Below are 20,733 nucleotides of genomic sequence, written 5' to 3'. Positions count from 1 at the left end.
GGAGACCTGCTATGAAAATTAGAATAGACCTTCCCCACCATCCTTATGATATTCAGATTGAAAAAGGAAGCTTGTCTCAAGCAGGAAAATGGTTGCGCGAACTTTGGCAACCACAAAAAATTGTTATCATAACGGATAACCGTGTGGCTTCACTCTATGCAGAAAAGGTTAAATTGAGCTTAGAGTCTGCTGGTTTTCAAGTGGCAGTTTTTGACTTTCTAGAGGGGGAAGAGCGAAAAAATCTAACCACGGTTCAAAAGGCTTATGAATTTCTAGTTAAGCAAGACTTGACTCGCAGTGATGGCATCGTAGCCCTCGGTGGTGGTGTAGTTGGTGATTTGGCTGGATTTGTAGCCTCAACCTATATGCGAGGTATTCACTTTGTTCAAATTCCGACTAGTTTGACAGCTCAAGTCGACTCTTCAATCGGGGGTAAGACAGGAGTGAATACTCCTTTTGCCAAGAATATGGTGGGGACTTTTGCTCAGCCGGATGGTGTTTTGATTGACCCAACTGTTCTTGAGACCTTGGGTAAGAGAGAGTTGATTGAAGGAATGGGTGAAGTCATCAAGTATGGCCTCATCGAAGATCCTGAGCTCTGGGACCTATTATCTAAAATGGATGGTTCTGTGGAAAGTATATTGGAACATTCCGAGAGTTTGATTGAGCATTCTTGCCAGGTCAAGCGCAAGATGGTAGTTGAAGATGAGTTGGATAATGGCATTCGTCTGTATCTCAACTTTGGTCATACAATCGGCCATGCTATTGAAGCAACTGCTGGTTATGGACGTGTCATGCATGGTGAGGCAGTAGCGATGGGAATGGTTCAGGTTTCTAAGGTAGCAGAACAAAAAGGCCTTATGCCAGCTGGAATCACTCAGTCTATTCGAGAAATGTGTCAAAAATTTGGCCTTCCTGTTGATTATGAAAACTGGGACCTTGACAAGCTTTATCAGGCTTTGACTCACGATAAAAAAGCGCGTGGCAACACCATGAAGTTAGTCTTGGTACCTGAGCTTGGTTCAGCAAGGATTCATCCAGTTTCTCTCGAAGAAATGAAAGATTACTTAGTAAAATAAGGAGAATGTATGAGATATTTAACAGCAGGAGAATCACATGGTCCTCGTCTGACAGCAATTATTGAAGGAATTCCAGCAGGACTGCCTTTGACTGCAGAAGATATCAATGAAGATCTCAAACGTCGCCAAGGCGGTTACGGTCGTGGTGGACGCATGAAAATCGAGAGCGATCAGGTTGTCTTTACTTCTGGAGTTCGTCACGGAAAGACGACAGGGGCTCCTATCACCATGGGTGTCATTAACAAGGACCACCAAAAATGGCTGGATATCATGTCTGCCGAGGATATTGAAGACAAACTCAAAAGCAAACGAAAAATCACACATCCTCGTCCAGGTCACGCAGACTTGGTTGGGGGCATCAAATACCGCTTTGATGATTTGCGAAATTCTTTGGAACGTTCATCTGCTCGTGAAACAACTATGAGGGTTGCAGTTGGAGCAGTAGCCAAGCGGCTTTTAGCTGAGCTTGATATCGAAATTGCTAACCATGTTGTTATCTTCGGTGGTAAGGAAATCGATGTTCCAGAAAACTTAACAGTCGCAGATATTAAGAAACTAGCTGCCCAGTCTGAAGTTTCTATCGTCAACCAAGAACGTGAGCAGGAGATTAAGGATTATATTGACCAGATTAAGCGAGATGGGGATACCATCGGAGGTGTTGTAGAAACAGTTGTCGGAGGTGTTCCGGTTGGTCTTGGTTCTTATGTCCAATGGGATCGTAAACTAGATGCAAGGCTAGCTCAAGCTGTTGTTTCTATCAATGCCTTTAAGGGTGTGGAGTTTGGTCTTGGTTTTAAAGCAGGCCATCTTAAGGGTAGCCAAGTCATGGATGAAATCCTCTGGTCATCAGAAGATGGCTATACTCGTCGGACTAATAACCTTGGAGGTTTCGAAGGTGGTATGACCAACGGCCAACCGATTATCGTTCGTGGAGTTATGAAGCCAATTCCGACTCTCTATAAGCCGTTGATGAGTGTCGATATTGAAACTCATGAGCCTTATAAAGCAACAGTAGAGAGAAGTGATCCTACTGCTCTTCCAGCAGCAGGTGTCGTTATGGAGGCAGTCGTAGCAACAGTCTTGGCTCAGGAAATTCTAGAGAAATTCTCCTCTGATAATCTGGAAGAATTAAAAGAAGCTGTTGCGAAACATCGAGAGTATACAAAGAATTATTAAGGAGTTCTTATGGCAAAAACCATCTATATCGCAGGACTAGGTTTGATTGGTGCTTCCATGGCCCTCGGAATCAAGCGGGATCATCCTGATTATGAAATTTTAGGATACAATCGTAGTCAAGCGTCTAGAGATATTGCCTTGGAGAGAGGAATGATTGACCGAGCGACGGATGACTTTGCCAGTTTTGCTCCACTAGCGGATATTATTATTTTGTCACTTCCTATCCAGCAAACACTTGATTTTATCGAGAAGTTGGCAAACTTGGATTTAAAGGAAGGTGTCATTATTTCCGATGCTGGCTCGACCAAGTCAGCTATCGTGGCTACAGCTGAGAAGTGTTTTGCTGATAAGTCTGTTCGCTTTGTCGGGGCCCATCCCATGGCAGGAAGTCACAAGACAGGAGCGGCTTCTGCCGATGTTAATCTCTTTGAAAATGCCTACTATATCTTTACGCCTTCGAGTCTGACAACTCCAGATACGCTTGAAGAAATGAGAGACTTGCTGTCAGGTCTTCATGCTCGTTTCATTGAAATCGATGCTGAAGAGCATGATCGAGTGACTTCTCAGATTAGTCATTTTCCGCATATCTTAGCATCAGGCCTGATGGAACAAACTGCAAGTTATGCTGCGGAGCATGAAATGGCTCGACGCTTTGCGGCAGGTGGTTTCCGTGATATGACTCGGATTGCTGAAAGCGAGCCAGGTATGTGGACTTCTATCCTCTTATCCAATCGGGAGACCATTGTTGAACGCATCGAGGACTTCAGGGGCCGTTTGAACGAGATTGGACAAGCTATCAGTAAGGGTGATGAAAACCAAATATGGAATTTTTTCAATCAAGCGCGTGAGCAACGTCAGGCTATGGAAATCCATAAACGCGGAGGAGTAGATAGCTCATTTGACCTTTATGTAGATGTTCCCGATGAGGAAGATGTGATTTTACGCATCTTGGAATTGCTACGTGGAACTTCTTTGGTCAATATCCATATCAATGAGGAAAACCGTGAAGATATTCACGGGATTCTACAAATTTCATTTAAAAATGCTCAAGACTTGGAACGAGCCGAGCACCTCATAACAGAAAACACCGACTATACAGTCGTTGTCAAATAAGGAGAAAAATATGCCTAAAATAGAGCCTAGATTCATATTTGGTATTATCTTTATTTCTTTTATCTTACTTAGAGCTTACACTGTTAAAAAAGATGTGAAAACTACTTCAGAAGAAAGTGTTGAGACAAAAAATGAACCATCCAAGAAAGAAACAAGTTCAGAGAAAACTAATTCAAAGTATGTAGACGATAGGATTATTAATGATTTTATTAACAGCTATAATCAAAATTCTAATAGCCCATTAGAAAATATCAAAAAAGGAAATATAAAAATAAAATATTTCGCATCAAGCTACGGATATTACTTGGAGCTTTTACATGCAAATGATACTGATAAAATCAATGTAACAATTAATCAGACAAATGAAAATAGTGAATCTGGTGTTGCAGGAATGAAAGAAGTATTTCATGATATTGTTAAATCGATTGAATCATCCTTATCTGATGATGAGATAGATAACTATTTTGATAATCTTATGTCAAATGAAATAAAAACAGGTTCTAATTTAGGAACTTTGAAGATAGAGTATATACCAGATAAGGAATTAAGCAATGGACATTCAAGAGGTCATATAAAAGTGATTGCACAATAATAATGACCACAGAGTGACTAGTAATTTTAAAAGAAATAAATAAGGAGAAAATCATGTCAAATATTTACGATAGTGCAAACGAACTTAGTCGCGGTCTACGCGAATTACCAGAATATAAGGCTGTTAAAGCAGCTAAAGATGCTATTTCAGCAGATGCTGAGGCGAGCAAAATTTTTACAGAATATGTTGCCTTCCAAGAGGAAATTCAAAGACTGGCTCAGACAGGTCAAATGCCAGACGCTTCTTTCCAAGCTAAGATGGAAAACTTTGGCAAGCAGATTCAAGGGAACAGCCTCTTGTCAGAATTCTTTACCAAGCAACAACAATTGGCAATTTACCTTTCTGACATTGAAAAAATTGTTTTTGAACCAGTTTCAGAATTGCTAAAATAAGAAAATAACTATCCTAAAGTCAGGAATTTTTAAGAAATTTCTGACTTTTTATGATAAAATAAGAAAAAGTATTGTCAGTATGAGGTCTAGTATGAAGTTGAAAACAAACGTTAATCATTTGAATGGTAGCATTCGCGTACCAGGTGATAAATCCATCAGTCATCGCTCTATTATTTTTGGAAGCTTGGCTGAAGGTGAGACTAAAGTTTATGATATCTTGCGTGGCGAAGATGTTTTGTCAACCATGCAAGTATTTCGGGACCTCGGTGTTGAGATAGAGGACAAGGACGGTGTCGTTACCATTCAAGGTGTTGGCATGGATGGTTTGAAAGCCCCTCAGAATGCTCTGGATATGGGGAATTCTGGGACCTCTATTCGCTTGATTTCAGGCGTCCTTGCTGGTGCAGAATTTGAAGTAGAAATGTTTGGAGATGATAGTCTTTCTAAACGCCCCATGGATCGTGTGACCCTTCCTTTGAAAAAAATGGGAGTTAGCATTTCTGGTCAGACAGAGCGAGACTTGCCACCTTTGCACTTAAAAGGTACAAAAAATTTAACACCTATTCATTATGAATTGCCAATTGCCTCTGCCCAAGTCAAGTCAGCCTTGATTTTTGCGGCTTTGCAGGCTCAGGGGCAATCTGTCATCATTGAGAAGGAGTGCACTCGTAACCACACAGAAGATATGCTGCATCAATTTGGTGGAGACTTGAGTGTTGATGGTAAGAAAATCACAGTCCAAGGACCACAGAAACTAAGTGGACAAACAGTTGTCGTACCAGGAGATATTTCTAGTGCAGCCTTTTGGTTGGTGGCAGGTTTGATTGTTCCTAATTCTCGTGTCGTGCTGAAGAATGTGGGCATTAACGAAACTCGTACAGGGATTATTGATGTTATCCGCTCTATGGGTGGGAAATTAGAACTTACTGACATTGACCCGATTGCTAAGTCTGCAACTTTGACTGTTGAGACATCAGACCTAAAAGGAACTGAGATTGGCGGAGCCTTGATTCCACGTTTGATTGATGAATTGCCAATTATCGCCCTTCTTGCTACCCAAGCTCAAGGTCAAACAGTCATCAAAGATGCAGAAGAGCTCAAGGTTAAAGAAACTGACCGTATTCAAGTTGTCGCAGATGCCTTAAATAGCATGGGAGCAGCTATTACTCCTACAGCAGACGGCATGATTATCAAAGGGAAATCTGCTCTTCATGGAGCCAGAGTAAATACCTTTGGTGACCACCGTATCGGCATGATGACAGCCATTGCAGCTCTTTTAGTGGCAGATGGAGAAGTTGAATTGGATCGAGCTGAAGCTATTAATACTAGCTACCCAAGCTTCTTTGATGATTTGGAGACTTTGATTCATGGCTAAGGTTTTACTAGGTTTTATGGGTGCAGGAAAATCTACTATTGCTAGAGGATTAGATCCTGATTTTGTAGACATGGATTCCTTGCTCGAAGACCGACTGGGGATGCCGATTGCTCGTTTCTTTGAAGAAAAAGGAGAAGCAGCCTTCCGTCAGGTAGAATCAGAAATTTTAGCTGATTTATTAAAAACAGACCAAGTCGTGTCAACTGGGGGAGGAGTAGTCATTTCTCCGCGTAATCGTGATTTACTCAAGCAAAATCCAGAGAATATCTACCTAAAAGCAGATTTTGAGACCCTTTACCAACGAATTTCAGCTGATAAGGACAATCAACGCCCACTATTTCTGAACAATAGCAAGGAAGATTTGGCTGCAATTTTTAATGAAAGACAGGCTTGGTATGAGGAAGTGGCTAGTAAAGTTATCGATGTGTCCAAGCTAAGCCCAGAGGAAATTATAGAGGAACTGAAATGAAAATTGCCTATCTAGGTCCCAAAGGATCTTTTTCGCACCATGTGGTGCAGACGGCTTTTCCTCATGAGGAACTGGAGCCATTTTCAAATATTACAGACGTTATCAAGGCCTATGAACATGGATTGGTAGACTATTCAGTAGTGCCAGTTGAAAATTCCATTGAAGGTAGTGTTCATGAGACACTGGACTATCTTTTCCATCAAGCTCGCATTCAAGCTGTGGCAGAGATTGTTCAGCCAATCCACCAACAATTGATGGCAGTACCCGGGCAATCTAAAATTGAGAAAATCTTTTCTCACCCACAAGCATTGGCACAGGGGAAGAAATTTATTGACGAGCATTATCCAGATGCGCAACTAGAAGTCACTGCCAGTACAGCCTACGCTGCGCGCTATGTTTCTGAACATCCTGATCAACCATTTGCGGCGATTGCCCCAAGAAGTTCTGCAGAGGAATATGGTTTAGAACTCATCGCTCAAGATATTCAAGAAATGGAAGCCAATTTTACTCGTTTTTGGGTTTTGGGACCGAACTTACCACAAATCCCCTTGAATGCAGGTTTTGAAAAGATGAGCCTGGCCTTAACCTTGCCGGATAATCTACCAGGTGCATTATACAAAGCACTTTCTACCTTTGCATGGCGTGGGATTGACTTGACTAAAATTGAGAGTCGTCCCCTAAAAACAGTCTTGGGAGAATACTTTTTTATCATTGATGTGGACTATGCTGATAAAGAACTGGTCCACTTTGCTCAAAAAGAATTAGAAACGATTGGAATCCAGTATAAAGTACTAGGTGCTTATCCTATTTATACCATACAGGATAAAGGAAAGGAGAGGGAATGACTAGAGAGAATCCTTTGACACACCATGAAAAACTGAGATATGACTATCTTTTGAAAAATATTCATTATTTGAATGAGAAAGAAAAGAGAGAATTTGACTTATTACATGCTAAGTTAGAAGGTCAAAAAAGTTCAGCGGAAGTTTTCAATCCAGAAACTAAAGAACAACTTCTTTCAGACTCTGGTATCGACCTGCCAACCTATGCTAATCGTAGCCGTTCTAGTCGCCGTAGTGGCGGGGCTCAACTGGAAGCGAAGGTTCCAAAAGCTAAGAAGCAAAAGAAAAAAAGAGGCTTTCGTTTTAAACGCTTATTTGTTTGGTTAGGGATGTTATTGCTTTGTGTAGCAGTAGGAATGATCGTCATGTTCTTAAAGGGATTCCAATCGGCGAATCCTAATAGCTCAAATGGGACCAAAGATGCCAAAGCTGCTCAGGTTGAAGTCTTCAATGGACAAGATACGCGTAATGGGGTTAATATTCTTATTTTGGGTACGGATGGACGTATAGGACAGAATAGTGCAGAAACACGGACAGATTCCATTATGGTTCTGAATGTAAGTGGCAAAGATAAAAAATTGAAGCTCGTTAGCTTTATGCGTGATAATTTGGTCTATATTGATGGGTATAGCCAAGTCATCAATGGTCAAAAACAGACCGACCATAAATTAAACTTGGCCTATGAATTAGGGGAACAAGAAGGTAAACAAGGAGCTGAAATGGTCCGCAAGGTGCTCAAGGATAATTTTGATCTAGACATAAAATATTATGCCCTTGTCGATTTCCAAGCCTTTGCGACAGCCATTGATACGCTTTTCCATGATGGTGTGACTATTGATGCTCAGTTTTCAACCCTAAACGGGGTTCCTGTGACAGAAGCGACTGTAGGCGATGACTTGCATGCAACGGAAACTGAGTCACCGACTCAAACCATTCGAGCTGGGAAACAACAGATGAATGGTTCGACTCTTCTGAACTATGCACGTTTCCGTGATGATGATGAAGGGGATTATGGTCGTACTCGTCGACAACAGCAGGTCATGACAGCTGTTTTACAGCAAATTAAAGATCCGACAAAACTTTTCACAGGCTCAGAAGCACTAGGAAAAGTATTTGCCATGACCTCTACAAATCTTCCATATACTTTCTTATTGACCAATGGCTTATCAGTCCTTGAAGGAGGTCAGAATGGTATTGAAAGATTGACAGTTCCAGAACTTGGAGACTGGGTAGATGACTATGATGTCTATGGAGGCCAAGCCCTTCGAGTGGATCAAAAAGCTTACCAGAATAAGCTAGCCCAAATGGGATTTAGGTAAACTGAAAAAAACGAATCAGAGCTTGGAATACCTATGGCAACAGGTGTCTCGGGCTTTGATTTTTCACATGGTTAGATGGATTTATAAACTGTTTTTATGGTATAATAGAATGATGTATTCTATCAGGAGAGGAAGAGAATAAGATGAGTGATTTAAAGGCAATTCAAACTCGTAGCCTAGAGATGGCTGAATATTTTGTCGCCTTTTGTAAAGAACACGATTTACTCTGTTATTTGTGTGGTGGAGGAGCTATTGGTGCTCTACGAAATAAAGGTTTTATCCCTTGGGATGATGATTTGGACTTCTTTATGCCCCGCAAAGATTATGAAAAACTAGCAGAGCTATGGCCTCGTTATGCGGATGAGCGTTACTTCCTATCAAAAAGTGATAGAGACTTTGTTGACCGCAATCTCTTTATCACTATTCGAGACAAAAAAACGACTTGCATCAAGCCTTACCAACAAGATTTGGACCTCCCACACGGCTTGGCCTTGGATGTTCTTCCCTTGGATTACTACCCTAAAAATCCAGCTGAACGTAAGAAACAGGTGCGTTGGGCTTTGATTTATTCCCTCTTCTGTGCACAAACTATTCCAGAAAAACATGGAGCCCTCATGAAATGGGGCAGCACGATTTTATTAGGATTAACTCCTAAATCCCTTCGTTATCGTATCTGGAAAAAGGCTGAAAAAGAAATGACTAAGTATGGTCTAGCAGAAAGTGATGGTATCACGGAATTATGCTCAGGTCCAGGCTACATGAAAAAGAAATATCCAATTCAAGCCTTTGAAGATAATATTTTCCTACCATTCGAAGGAACAGAAATGCCTATTCCAGTTGGTTATGATGCCTATCTCAGCACAGCTTTTGGTGACTACATGACACCACCGCCGGCAGACAAGCAAGTGCCTCACCACGATGCCCTTATAGCAGATATGGATAAGAGTTACACTGAATATAAGGGAGAATATGGAGCATGATGAAAGAAAAAATTAGCGTTATTGTTCCAGTCTATAATGTAGAAGCTTATTTGGAACGATGTATTGAGTCAATCTTAAAGCAGACTTATACCAATTTTGAATTGCTTCTTATTGATGATGGTTCGACAGATCAGAGTGGTGCCTTGTGCGATCAGTTGGCATCTAAAAATGAAAATATCAAAGTTTTTCATATTAAGAATGCAGGAGTCTCGAATGCTAGAAATATAGGTATTCAACATTCAAGAGGAGAATGGATTACTTTTATTGATAGTGATGATTTTATTACACCAGATTACTTGGAAACTTTAATAAGTGTAGTTGATAGTGACGAGTCTATAGGGTTTAGTATAGCACGTCTCCATCATATAAAAAATGGTCAAATTACAGAATTACCGGATTTTTCAGGAAAAGAAGAGAAGTGGTCGACAGAGCAGACGATGAGAGAATTATTGACGACAACTAGAACTTCTTTTTTCCCTGTTGCAAAATTATTTAAAAGAGAGATTCTTTCAAGTTTTACATTCAATACAGACTATCATTTGGCTGAAGATGCTTTGTTTTTAACAGAAGTTTTACTAAAAACCAGATGTACTAGTGTATTTGTTGATAAACCAATCTACTATTATGATCATCGTCAGGGAAGTGCAACAACTTCTGTCAACAATCATGTATTTGATACCATAGAGGTCTATAAGATTATTATTTCTGAAGTTTTTCAAATATTTCCAAAACTAAAAACTGAATTAGTGAATAGAGAATGTTGGTCATATATCACAGTGTACGATAAAATAATCTTTACAGATTCGAGTCAATATCCAACAGAAAAAATTAAGTTGAGAAAGTGGATTATTAAACATTTATCTGAGATATTAAAAGATCCTTATTTTACTAATTTTCGAAAAATAGCCGTTTTGTCCCTCCTTGTTTCCCCATGGATCTATAGACAAATCGTCGGTTTAAATCAATAATGTCATTTAAAGGAGTTGAAGATGAATTTTTCAAAAATGAATGAATGCTTTGAAAAATCAAAATTGTGGATTTCATATCTATTTGTTTTTATTTCGATTTTAAGCATGAGTTCCCTAGTGTATAAAGTAACAAGTCCTATTTATAAAGGATTATCAGCAATTGTTGTTCTTTGTATTTGTTTAACCTTATTTTTAAATTGGAGACGAATAGAAATCGATAAGAAATATCTAGGTTTATTTGGACTCTTAGCAGGTAGTCATCTGGTAGCAACACTGGTTAATCGTTCGGGTCACTTGCTTGGGAATATGATTGAAATCTTCTTTATGATAGCCTACATTTTGCTATTTACTATGGTGAATTCAGAATATCTTAAGAAGTTAATTCGCTTGATTGCTGGAACGGTTCAATTTGTTTCTTTTTTCTCTGCTATATTTGCCTTTGTTCTTTTAATATTTAGAATTTTAATATTATTTAAAATTGGAGAACACTCCTATTATTATGGTGTTATGAATGGTCGTTTATGGGGAGTTGTTAACCCAAATGCAAGTGCTATTTTTTCTTATATTAGTATTGTTTTTGCTTTATACCTCATCCATAAAGGAAGTAAGTACTCGATTTATCTGAAGATAAATAATGTAATTCAATTTCTAAATTTTGCGGCTATGCAAAGTAGAGGGGCCCTTCTATCAGTTCTATTATTGCTTGGATTATATTGCCTATTTGTTTCTAGAGGTAATCTTGTTAAAAAGATTGTTACTTTTGCAGTTGCTGCTACCTTGGTTACCGGTGCTGATATTGGTCTAAGTTACTTGACTTCTATTTATATTTCATCTGGAAGAACTACTATCATTGATTTAAATAAGGGTGAATCCTATTCTGAGATAGGCTCGGACATTGAAAAGAAAAATACTGAACTTCATTTGATTGAAACAACTCCTAGTGGTCGTACTTACATTTGGAAAAATGCAATTAAAATGGGAATGGAGAAACCAGTATTTGGTTATGGTGTTCGAAATGTTTCAGACTATTATACCCAATATTTTAGTAAATATGAAATTCAAAATTCACTAATTGGTGGTAATTTCCATAATATATTTATTACAATTTTTGTAAGTTCTGGAATATTAGGACTCATTTCTTTCATACTCATAATCGCTTATGTAAGTTTACGTTTTATAACTTATTTAGTTGTGACTAAGAAAAATGATGAAAAATTAATTATAATTCTATTTTTTGGAATTTTATTTGGTCAATTATTTGAAAGTCAGATCATCTACTCCACAAATTTTATCAACATAATTTTCTGGTTAGTAATTGGTTATGGTTTAACGATTTGTTTGAAAGAAAAAAATATCCGCTATGAGGAAGTAACAGATATTTCCGAAATTCAAAAAATGGAATTAGGAATTATGGAGTACATTCATGAAGTTTGTCAGAAAATTGGTGCCAAATATTTCTTAGCTTATGGTAGTCTAATTGGGGCAGTTCGTCATAAAGGTTTTATTCCTTGGGACGACGATATGGATATTTGTATGCTTCGAGATGATTATGAAAAATTACAAGATTATCTGATTGCACATCCAGATGAACGATATGAACTCATGTCTTATAAAAATAATATCAATTATGTTTATCCTTTCATGAAGATCAAAGATAATCAGACCTATCTAGTCGAGGAGGATGTGCGAATTGATTCGAATATGGGAATCTATGTAGATATTTTCCCAGTAGATGGTTATGAAGATGATCAGGCGTTTAAGGATAAAATGACCAAAATTATTAAAAAACGTCAATTAAGTTGTTATACTTTCAAAGGAATTACGAATACTAAAAGTGTAGTAAATTCAATGATTCGCTATATTTCTGTTATGATCTTTTATTTCACAAACACAAATAAGTATGTTTCTCAAATCGATGAATTAGCAAAATCTAGAAAAGTAGAAGATTATGAACAAGTAGACTACCTTATTTATAAAGATATGAATAAACCTGTTTGGAAACGCGAATGGTTAGAAAATGTTGAAACTGGCAATTTTGAAGGTAAAGAATTCATGATACCAAACCACTACCATGAAATTCTCACTTCAGATTATGGGAACTATATGCAGTTGCCCCCGGTAGAGCAACAAGTTTCTCATCATGACTTCAAACTATGGAAAATTGTAGAGAATGGATAATTGTTTTCGTTTTAGAAAAGAGTAAAATTAGGAGTTACAAAGATGTCTGAGAGAATTTTAAGCTTAGAAGAAATCAAGCAAGTAGAACTTGATATTCTAGAGTATTTACATAAAATCTGTGAAAAACATGATATTAAGTATTTCATCGATTTTGGAACCTTGCTAGGAGCTGTACGTCACAAAGGTTTTATTCCTTGGGATGATGATACAGATATTTCCTTAGCTCGAGATGAATTTGAAAAACTTTATAAGGTTTTAAAAAATGAAAATCATCCATACTATAAAATGATTTCCTTTAGAGAAACAAAGGGCTATCCATACAGTTATATGAGAGTCTATGATATAAGAACACGTAGAGATGCCAATCTTAGAGATTCTACGGTTGTGTTGGGAACCTGTGTTGATGTATTTCCGTATGATGGTGTCGCAACAGAGAAAAGTGACCGTAAAAAAATGAAACTCTACCAATATCTTATTCGCCTTTCTTCTTTAAATTTTAAGGGGATCAAGTCTGAGAATGGGGGACTTAAAAATCTACCTCGCTACATTGGATCAGCTATTTTTCAACTAACTTCTCCACAAACTTGGAATCAAAAATTAGAGAATCTTGCATTGAAATATAGTTTAGATCAAGCTAAGTATCTTGCTTGTACGATATTTGATCCTAGCTTTCCAGAGGGAATCAAAAAAGAATGGCTCTATGATCTGATTGATGTGCCATACGAAAACATCGTAGTGAAGGCTCCTAGAAAATATCATGAAATACTTGTTTATGAATTTGGAGAAAACTATATGACTCCACCCCCTATTGAGCAACAAGTTCCAGGAGGAGATAAGAATTATTGGATTGATTAACGAAAAAGTCTAGAAGAAATAGAGAAAGTTTGATGTATTATGAAATCTATTAAAAAATCAATATTATTTAGTGCCTTGTTCTTAGCGGCATCAATAATTCAAGCACCGACAGTCAATGCAGATACTATCTCAGCAGGTGCAGGGAATCGCATCCATTTTATCAATACAAAAGCTAAATCTGGAAGTGATGCTATCCTACTAGAAAGTAATGGTCATTATGCCTTGATTGATATGGGAGAAGATTATGATTTCCCAGATGGTTCGGATCCACGCTATCCAATTCGCTGGGGGATATCCATTCGAAATTATCAAGTATTGGAAGATCGCTTAATTCGCCATCTTGATCAGTTAGGAGTAAAAAAATTAGATTTTATACTGGGGACTCATGTCCATAGTGACCATATAGGAGGGGCAGATGAAATTCTTAATCGTTATCAGGTTGATAAATTTTATTTGAAAAAATATTCGGATAAACGAATTACAAGTACTTGGGGATTGTGGGATAATCTTTTCAATTACGATAATGCTCTCCGCGCTGCACAGAACAAGGGAGTTAAACTTATTCAAGATATAAAGGATGAAGATAGCCATTTTAAATTTGGGGATATGGATATTCAACTTTATAATTATAAAAATGAATATGATGCTGATGGAAACCTAAAAAGAGTTCTTGATGATAATTCCAATTCAATTGTTGCAGTAGTGACTGTAGCAGGAAAAAGAATTTATCTTGGTGGTGATTTGGATAATGCTGAGGGAGCTGAAGATAAATTAGGACCTGTTATTGGAAAAGTGGATATGATGAAATGGAATCATCACTACGATGCCAAGATTTCCAATACAATTGGATTTATAGACCATCTCTCTCCTAGTATGGTCATCCAAACAACTGGAGGAGATATTAACCTCGCTTCAACGAGAGACTATCTTCAAAAGAAAAATATCCAAGTGATTCACGCATCTAGTCAAACTCAGGATGCGACTGTGTTTGATATTAGTGATAAAGGATTTACAAACGTTTCAGGGGATTTTCCAAATATTCCTACTGTTGATGAGAAATGGTATCAAGAAGATGGCCATTGGAAATATCGTTTGAAAGATGGTCAGATGGCTATCGGTTGGAAAGAAATTTCTGGAGCAACATATTTCTTTAATGGAAAAGGTCAAATGCAGTCTGGTAGATGGGTGCATGTAAATGACGGCTGGGATCCACATAGTGACGGCGACTGGTATTATCTTAATACAGATGGTAAAATGCATATTGGTGGTTGGTTCTATCATGATAATACTTGGTACTATATTCAGTCGAATGGTGCAAGACGATACAATGAATTAGCTGAAATTGGTGGGCAAAAGTATCTGTTTGATAAAGATGGTAAAATGCTTACTGGTTTACAAGTCTTCAAAGGTAAGAAGATGCTCTTTGCAAGTAGCGGTGCTTTGCAAACAGAAGGGACAGCTTCAAGCTGGCAAAAGCTAGGTTCAAACTGGTATTATTATGATGAAGATGGTCTTCGAACAGTGGGCTTGAAGAAAATCAATGGAGTAACCTACTATTTTGATAACAATGGGATCATGCAAACTGGTTGGGCCATGATTGAAGGTCATTGGAATTATTTTGCAAGTTCTGGAGCGATGAAAACAGGCTGGATTAAGGATGGTGACACTTGGTATTATCTAGATAAAGATGGTGTCATGCTAACGGGTCTTCAAGAGATTGATGGCACTCGTTATTACCTCAATGCAAGTGGGGCTATGCAAACTGGTTGGGCCATGATTGAAGGTCATTGGAACTATTTTGCAAGTTCTGGAGCTATGAAAACAGGTTGGATCAAGGATAAGGATACTTGGTACTATCTAGATAAAGATGGTATCATGCTAACCGGTCTTCAAGAGATTGATGGCACTCGTTATTATCTCAATGCAAGTGGAGCCATGCAGACAGGCTGGAAATGGTTTGACAATCATTATAGTTATTTCACAAGCAGTGGAGCTATGAAAACAGGTTGGATCAAGGATAAGGATACTTGGTACTATCTAGATAAAGATGGTATCATGCTAACCGGTCTTCAAGAGATTGATGGCACACGTTACTACCTCAATGCAAGCGGCGCTATGGAGACTGGTTGGAAATTGTTGAACAACCATTATTATTACTTCACAAGCAGTGGAGCCATGAAGACAGGTTGGTTCAAAGATAAAGGGCTTTGGTACTATCTCAAACCTGATGATGGTGTCATGGCAACAGGTCTTCAAGAAATTGATGGCACTCGTTATTACCTCAATGCAAGTGGCGCTATGGAGACAGGCTGGAAATTGCTAGATAACCAATATTACTACTTTACAGAAAGTGGAGCCATGAAGATAGGTTGGTTCAAAGACAAAGGACTTTGGTACTATCTCAAACCTGATGATGGTGTCATGGCAACCGGTCTTCTAGATGTCGATGGCACTCGTTATTATCTCAATGCAAGTGGTGCTATGCAGACTGGTTGGAAACAACTGAATGGCAACTGGTATTATTTCCAAGCAGATGGTTCCTTATTGAGAAATGGCACAACACCTGATGGCTACAAGGTCAATAAAGATGGCATTTGGAGCTTAAATCCTGATAAAGTAGAAGTTCAGGGAAGTCAAGAAGATCCTAAGAAGGATTCTGATAAGCCAGTAGAGAAGGGAGAAAAATCAGCAGAAGCGACTGAAAAAGATGAAGCTGCTGAAACAAAACCGACTTTGAAGGCAGATAAAGAATAATCTTAGTTGCTTTGCTAGAAAGTTGATTAGGTGCTGTGTTCAGACCTGTCAGATACTTTTCTTTTAAAATAGTATTTATATACATCTCAGAGAATCAATCAATGTTTTTTGGACAAGAAACTTGATCAGCTCTGAGATGTTTTTCGATTTCTCACACACTAAATGATTGAGAATACCTCTCTCGTCTTCAAATAGAAATATTTTGATAAGAAATTTTAAAAAACACCGATTAGATAAATAAGAAAAATTATGGTATAATAAAACGATACAAAAAAGGAGTATATATGGACATTTCAGAAATTCGTCAAAAAATTGACGCCAATCGTGAAAAATTAGCTTCTTTTAGGGGGTCTCTTTGACCTCGAAGGGTTAGAAGAAGAAATTGCCATTTTGGAAAACAAAATGACAGAACCTGATTTTTGGAACGATAATATTGCAGCCCAAAAAACGTCGCAAGAATTAAATGAACTAAAAAATACCTACAATACTTTCCACAAGATGGAGGAGTTGCAGGATGAAGCTGAAATCTTACTAGACTTTTTAGCAGAGGATGAGTCTGTTAAGGATGAGTTGGTGGAGAAGTTAGCTGAGCTAGATCAGATGATGACTAGCTACGAGATGACTCTGCTCTTGTCAGAGCCTTATGATCATAATAATGCTATTTTAGAGATTCACCCAGGTTCTGGTGGAACAGAAGCCCAAGACTGGGGCGATATGCTTCTTCGTATGTATACTCGTTATGGTAATGCCAAAGGTTTCAAGGTTGAAGTCTTGGATTATCAAGCTGGTGATGAAGCAGGTATTAAGTCAGTGACCTTGTCTTTTGAAGGGCCAAATGCTTATGGACTTCTCAAGTCAGAGATGGGAGTTCACCGTCTGGTACGTATCTCGCCATTTGACTCAGCTAAGCGTCGTCACACCTCGTTTACTTCTGTAGAAGTTATGCCAGAGTTGGATGATACTATTGAAGTTGATATTCGAGAAGATGATATCAAGATGGATACTTTCCGCTCAGGTGGAGCAGGTGGACAGAACGTCAACAAGGTTTCAACAGGTGTCCGTTTGACCCACATTCCGACAGGGATTGTCGTTGCATCAACCGTTGACCGTACTCAGTACGGAAACCGTGACCGTGCGATGAAGATGCTCCAGGCAAAACTCTATCAGATGGAGCAGGAAAAGAAAGCTGCTGAGGTAGATGCCCTTAAGGGGGACAAGAAAGAAATCACATGGGGAAGCCAGATTCGCTCCTATGTATTCACCCCTTATACCATGGTGAAAGACCACCGTACCAGTTTTGAAGTTGCGCAGGTAGATAAGGTCATGGATGGGGACTTAGATGGTTTCATCGATGCTTATCTAAAATGGCGTATTAGTTAAAAGAAAGGAAGTCACATGTCGATCATTGAAATGAGAGATGTTGTCAAAAAGTATGACAACGGGACAACAGCCCTACGTGGCGTCTCTGTGAAAATTGAACCAGGAGAATTTGCCTATATCGTAGGTCCTTCGGGTGCAGGTAAGTCAACTTTTATCCGTGCCTTGTACCGTGAAGTTAAAGTTGAAAAAGGAAGTTTGCAAGTTGCAGGTTTTAATCTTGTTAAGATTAAAAAGAAAGATATTCCGCTTCTTCGTCGAAGTGTTGGAGTTGTCTTTCAGGATTACAAACTCTTGCCAAAGAAAACCGTTTATGAGAACATTGCTTACGCAATGGAGGTTGTCGGTGAAAGCCGTCGCAATATCAAAAAACGTGTTATGGAAGTTTTGGATCTTGTCGGCTTGAAGCATAAGGTTCGTTCATTCCCTAATGAATTGTCAGGTGGTGAGCAACAACGTATCGCCATTGCGCGTGCTATCGTAAACAATCCTAAGGTTTTGATTGCCGACGAACCAACAGGTAACTTGGACCCAGATAACTCATGGGAAATCATGAACCTCTTGGAGCGCATCAATCTCCAAGGTACGACTGTTTTGATGGCTACCCACAACAGCCAAATCGTAAATACCTTGCGCCACCGTGTCATTGCCATCGAGAATGGTCGTGTGGTTCGTGACGAAGCGAAAGGAGAGTACGGATACGATGATTAGTAGATTTTTCCGCCACTTGTTCGAAGCTTTAAAGAGTTTAAAGCGTAATGGGTGGATGACCATTGCTGCTGTCAGTTCAGTAATGATTACCTTGACCTTGGTTGCTATTTTTGCCTCAGTTATCTTTAATACTGCAAAATTGGCAACGGATATCGAAAACAACGTCCGAGTCATGGTTTATGTTCGTAAGGATATTGAAGACAATAGTGAAACCATCGTCAAAGAAGGCCAGACAGTTACAAACAATGATTACCACAAGGTTTATGATGCTCTCAAGGCTATGCCAGCTGTTAAAAGTGTAACCTTCTCAAGTAAAGAAGAGCAGTACCAAAAGCTGACTGAAACCATGGGTGACGATTGGAAGGTTTTTGAAGGAGATGCCAATCCACTTCATGATGCCTACATTGTCGATACCAATTCACCAAGTGATGTGAAACCAGTCGCTGAAGAAGCTAAGAAAATCGAAGGAGTTTCTGAGGTTCAAGACGGTGGTGCCAATACGGAGCGTCTCTTCAAGTTGGCTTCCTTCATCCGTGTTTGGGGATTGGTCATTGCAGGACTCTTGATTTTCATCGCAGTCTTCTTGATTTCAAATACCATTCGTATCACTATCATTTCACGTAGTCGTGAAATTCAAATCATGCGTTTGGTTGGTGCTAAAAATAGCTACATTCGTGGTCCATTCTTGCTAGAAGGTGCCTTCATTGGGCTATTAGGAGCAACTATTCCATCAATCATGGTTTACTTTATCTATAACCGAGTCTACCAATCAGTTAACCCATCTTTGGTTGGACAAAATCTATCTCTGATTACCCCAGATGCTTTTATTCCATTGATGATTGGTCTTTTGTTCCTCATCGGAATCTGTATCGGTTCACTTGGTTCAGGAATCTCAATGCGTCGATTCTTGAAAATCTAAGTAAGATAGTTTACTAAAATCTATAAAAGTAGGATACCATCGAGGCTTGACCGAGTCAGATGGTCCTACTTTTTATGTTGAACTTATAAACCATACTCTTCAAAAATCTCTTCAAACCACGTCAGCTTCGTCTTGGCGTATATTTGTTACTGACTTCGTCAGTTCTATCCACAACCTCAAAGCAGTGCTTTGAGCAACCTGCGGCTCTCTTCCTAGTTTGCTCTTTGATTTTCATTGAGTATCAGTTGCTTGCCAATTTTTGGGAAACAGTGTATGATAGGAAAGGACCTTTTTGCTAAAAGAGTTATAGGGACTAGATGAAAGAAATCTTTTATTTCTACAGTAATATCTAGCTCTTTTGACTTAACATAAATAATGAATGAGGATAAAATGAAACAATTTTTGGAAAAAGTGAGTATACTTTCTCTATCGTTAGTATTGATCACATCATTTTCAATATCAAGTGCCCTACCATCCATGTTTGACTATTATCAGGGCTATTCGACTGGTCAGGTTGAACTTCTAGTCAGTCTCCCATCCTTTGGGATTATGGCTATGCTCCTTTTAAATGGAGTTTTAGAACGGATTTTTCCTGAACGACTTCAGTTGACCTTGGGACTCTTGATCTTGTCAATCAGTGGAACAGCTCCCTTCTGGTATCAGGATTACTACTTTGTCTTTGCTACTCGTCTTCTTTTTGGGATTGGTGTGGGGATGCTAAACGCCAAGGCTATCTCTATCATCAGTGAACGGTACCATGGCAAGACTCGTATCCAGATGCTTGGTTTTCGTGGTTCAGCTGAGGTAGTGGGAGCCTCTATCTTGACCTTGACAGTCGGTCAGCTTTTGGCCTTTGGCTGGACTGCAACCTTCCTAGCCTACGCTGCAGGTCTAGTGGTTCTTGTACTCTTCCTTCTCTTTGTCCCTTATAACAAAGAAGAAGTTCATGAGTCCAAGCAAAAGACAGAAGAAGCAGCGAAACTAACTCGCTCCATGCTACAGCTGATTTTCTTCCTAGCTGTCGGAGCTGCAGTCATTGTATGTACCAATACAGCTATTACCTTCCGTATTCCTAGTCTCATGATTGAGGCAGGCTTTGGAGATGCTCAGTTGTCTAGTCTGGTACTCAGTGCCATGCAGTTGATTGGGATTCTGGCGGGAATTAGCTTTTCTTTCCTCATCTCCGCCTTTAAGGAAAAATTGTTATTGGTTGCGGGTGTAACCTTTGGTATTGGGCAAATCATCATCGCTCTTTCACCTTCTCTTTGGGTTGTCGTTGCAGGTTCTGTCTTAGGAGGATTTGCCTATAGCATTGCTCTGACGACAGTCTTTCAGTTAATTTCTGAGAGAATCCCTGCAAAGCTCCTCAACAAAGCGACTTCCTATGCGGTTTTGGGATGTAGTTTTGGTGCCTCCTTAACACCTTTTGTTCTTTCAGGAATTGGCTTAGTAACAACGAATGGTCGAATGACATTTATTATTCTAGGAGCATGGATGATTGCGACATCAGTCCTTGTTTCTCTCTTATTGAAAAAAGAAGCTTAACAAAAAGAGGTTGAGAAAAAATCTTTACAATCAGAAAAACGCATAATATCAGGTGTTGAATGAACTGCACCCCAAAAGTTAGACAGAAA

General features: G+C 38.9%; 18 protein-coding genes. All 18 read left to right on the top strand.

All coding sequences use genetic code 11. The features are described from left to right. The first annotated feature begins 11 nt into the window (after positions 1–11). The 18 genes from aroB (at position 12) to HMPREF2805_RS08010 (ending at position 20,644) form a co-directional block, all read left to right on the top strand. Complete coding sequence (gene aroB / locus HMPREF2805_RS08095; protein WP_075232100.1) at positions 12–1,079, top strand: 3-dehydroquinate synthase; 1,068 nt, start codon at positions 12–14, stop codon at positions 1,077–1,079. A 9-nt stretch (positions 1,080–1,088) separates the two neighbouring features. Further along, positions 1,089–2,255, top strand: a complete 1,167-nt coding sequence (aroC, locus tag HMPREF2805_RS08090) for a chorismate synthase (RefSeq protein WP_075232099.1) — start codon at positions 1,089–1,091, stop codon at positions 2,253–2,255. Between the two features lie 9 nt (positions 2,256–2,264). Beyond that, positions 2,265–3,368, top strand: a complete 1,104-nt coding sequence (locus tag HMPREF2805_RS08085) for a prephenate dehydrogenase (RefSeq protein ID WP_075232098.1) — start codon at positions 2,265–2,267, stop codon at positions 3,366–3,368. A gap of 10 nt (positions 3,369–3,378) precedes the next feature. After that, the gene (locus HMPREF2805_RS08080; RefSeq protein ID WP_075232097.1) at positions 3,379–3,960 is read left to right on the top strand and encodes a hypothetical protein; all 582 of its coding nucleotides are present in this window, start codon (positions 3,379–3,381) and stop codon (positions 3,958–3,960) included. Between the two features lie 53 nt (positions 3,961–4,013). After that, complete coding sequence (locus HMPREF2805_RS08075; RefSeq protein WP_045611301.1) at positions 4,014–4,352, top strand: YlbF/YmcA family competence regulator; 339 nt, start codon at positions 4,014–4,016, stop codon at positions 4,350–4,352. Positions 4,353–4,443: 91 nt separating this feature from the next. After that, positions 4,444–5,727, top strand: coding sequence for a 3-phosphoshikimate 1-carboxyvinyltransferase (gene aroA / locus HMPREF2805_RS08070; protein WP_075232096.1), 1,284 nt, complete (start codon positions 4,444–4,446; stop codon positions 5,725–5,727). Further along, complete coding sequence (locus HMPREF2805_RS08065) at positions 5,720–6,196, top strand: shikimate kinase (RefSeq protein ID WP_075232095.1); 477 nt, start codon at positions 5,720–5,722, stop codon at positions 6,194–6,196. Before aroA ends, HMPREF2805_RS08065 begins: the two co-directional genes overlap by 8 nt. Continuing rightward, entirely contained in the window at positions 6,193–7,041 is an 849-nt protein-coding gene (gene pheA / locus HMPREF2805_RS08060; RefSeq protein ID WP_075232094.1) for a prephenate dehydratase, read from the top strand. Before HMPREF2805_RS08065 ends, pheA begins: the two co-directional genes overlap by 4 nt. Continuing rightward, complete coding sequence (locus HMPREF2805_RS08055; RefSeq protein WP_075232093.1) at positions 7,038–8,357, top strand: LCP family protein; 1,320 nt, start codon at positions 7,038–7,040, stop codon at positions 8,355–8,357. Before pheA ends, HMPREF2805_RS08055 begins: the two co-directional genes overlap by 4 nt. A gap of 143 nt (positions 8,358–8,500) precedes the next feature. Further along, positions 8,501–9,337, top strand: a complete 837-nt coding sequence (locus tag HMPREF2805_RS08050; protein WP_075232092.1) for a LicD family protein — start codon at positions 8,501–8,503, stop codon at positions 9,335–9,337. After that, positions 9,334–10,305 (top strand): glycosyltransferase family 2 protein, encoded by a 972-nt coding sequence (locus tag HMPREF2805_RS08045; RefSeq protein WP_075232091.1) that lies wholly within the window; start codon positions 9,334–9,336, stop codon positions 10,303–10,305. The genes HMPREF2805_RS08050 and HMPREF2805_RS08045 overlap by 4 nt, the downstream gene beginning before the upstream one ends. Before the next feature lie 21 nt (positions 10,306–10,326). After that, a complete protein-coding gene (locus HMPREF2805_RS08040; RefSeq protein ID WP_075232090.1) occupies positions 10,327–12,483 on the top strand; it encodes a LicD family protein in 2,157 nt (718 codons plus the stop codon). A 42-nt stretch (positions 12,484–12,525) separates the two neighbouring features. Next, the gene (locus HMPREF2805_RS08035; RefSeq protein WP_075232089.1) at positions 12,526–13,338 is read left to right on the top strand and encodes a LicD family protein; all 813 of its coding nucleotides are present in this window, start codon (positions 12,526–12,528) and stop codon (positions 13,336–13,338) included. A 39-nt stretch (positions 13,339–13,377) separates the two neighbouring features. Further along, positions 13,378–16,092, top strand: coding sequence for an MBL fold metallo-hydrolase (locus tag HMPREF2805_RS08030; protein WP_075232088.1), 2,715 nt, complete (start codon positions 13,378–13,380; stop codon positions 16,090–16,092). 284 nt (positions 16,093–16,376) lie between these two features. After that, positions 16,377–17,472 (top strand): peptide chain release factor 2 gene (gene prfB / locus HMPREF2805_RS08025; protein WP_148131633.1). Its coding sequence is split into 2 segments (ribosomal slippage): positions 16,377–16,448 and positions 16,450–17,472, totalling 1,095 coding nucleotides; the frame shifts between segments, so codons are not numbered across the junction. A gap of 15 nt (positions 17,473–17,487) precedes the next feature. After that, the gene (gene ftsE, locus HMPREF2805_RS08020) at positions 17,488–18,180 is read left to right on the top strand and encodes a cell division ATP-binding protein FtsE (RefSeq protein ID WP_049548597.1); all 693 of its coding nucleotides are present in this window, start codon (positions 17,488–17,490) and stop codon (positions 18,178–18,180) included. Continuing rightward, on the top strand, positions 18,173–19,099 hold the full coding sequence (ftsX, locus tag HMPREF2805_RS08015) for a permease-like cell division protein FtsX (RefSeq protein ID WP_075232086.1): 927 nt from the start codon (positions 18,173–18,175) through the stop codon (positions 19,097–19,099). Before ftsE ends, ftsX begins: the two co-directional genes overlap by 8 nt. Before the next feature lie 390 nt (positions 19,100–19,489). Beyond that, positions 19,490–20,644 carry an MFS transporter gene (locus HMPREF2805_RS08010; protein ID WP_075232085.1) on the top strand — a complete coding sequence of 385 codons (1,155 nt, stop codon included), beginning with the start codon at positions 19,490–19,492 and terminating at the stop codon, positions 20,642–20,644. Positions 20,645–20,733 lie beyond the last annotated feature (89 nt).

Source organism: Streptococcus sp. HMSC034E03 (genome assembly GCF_001811505.1).
GTDB lineage: Bacteria > Bacillota > Bacilli > Lactobacillales > Streptococcaceae > Streptococcus.
The sequence above is the reverse complement of the archived record's forward strand: the minus strand, read 5'-3'. Positions and strand labels throughout refer to the sequence as shown.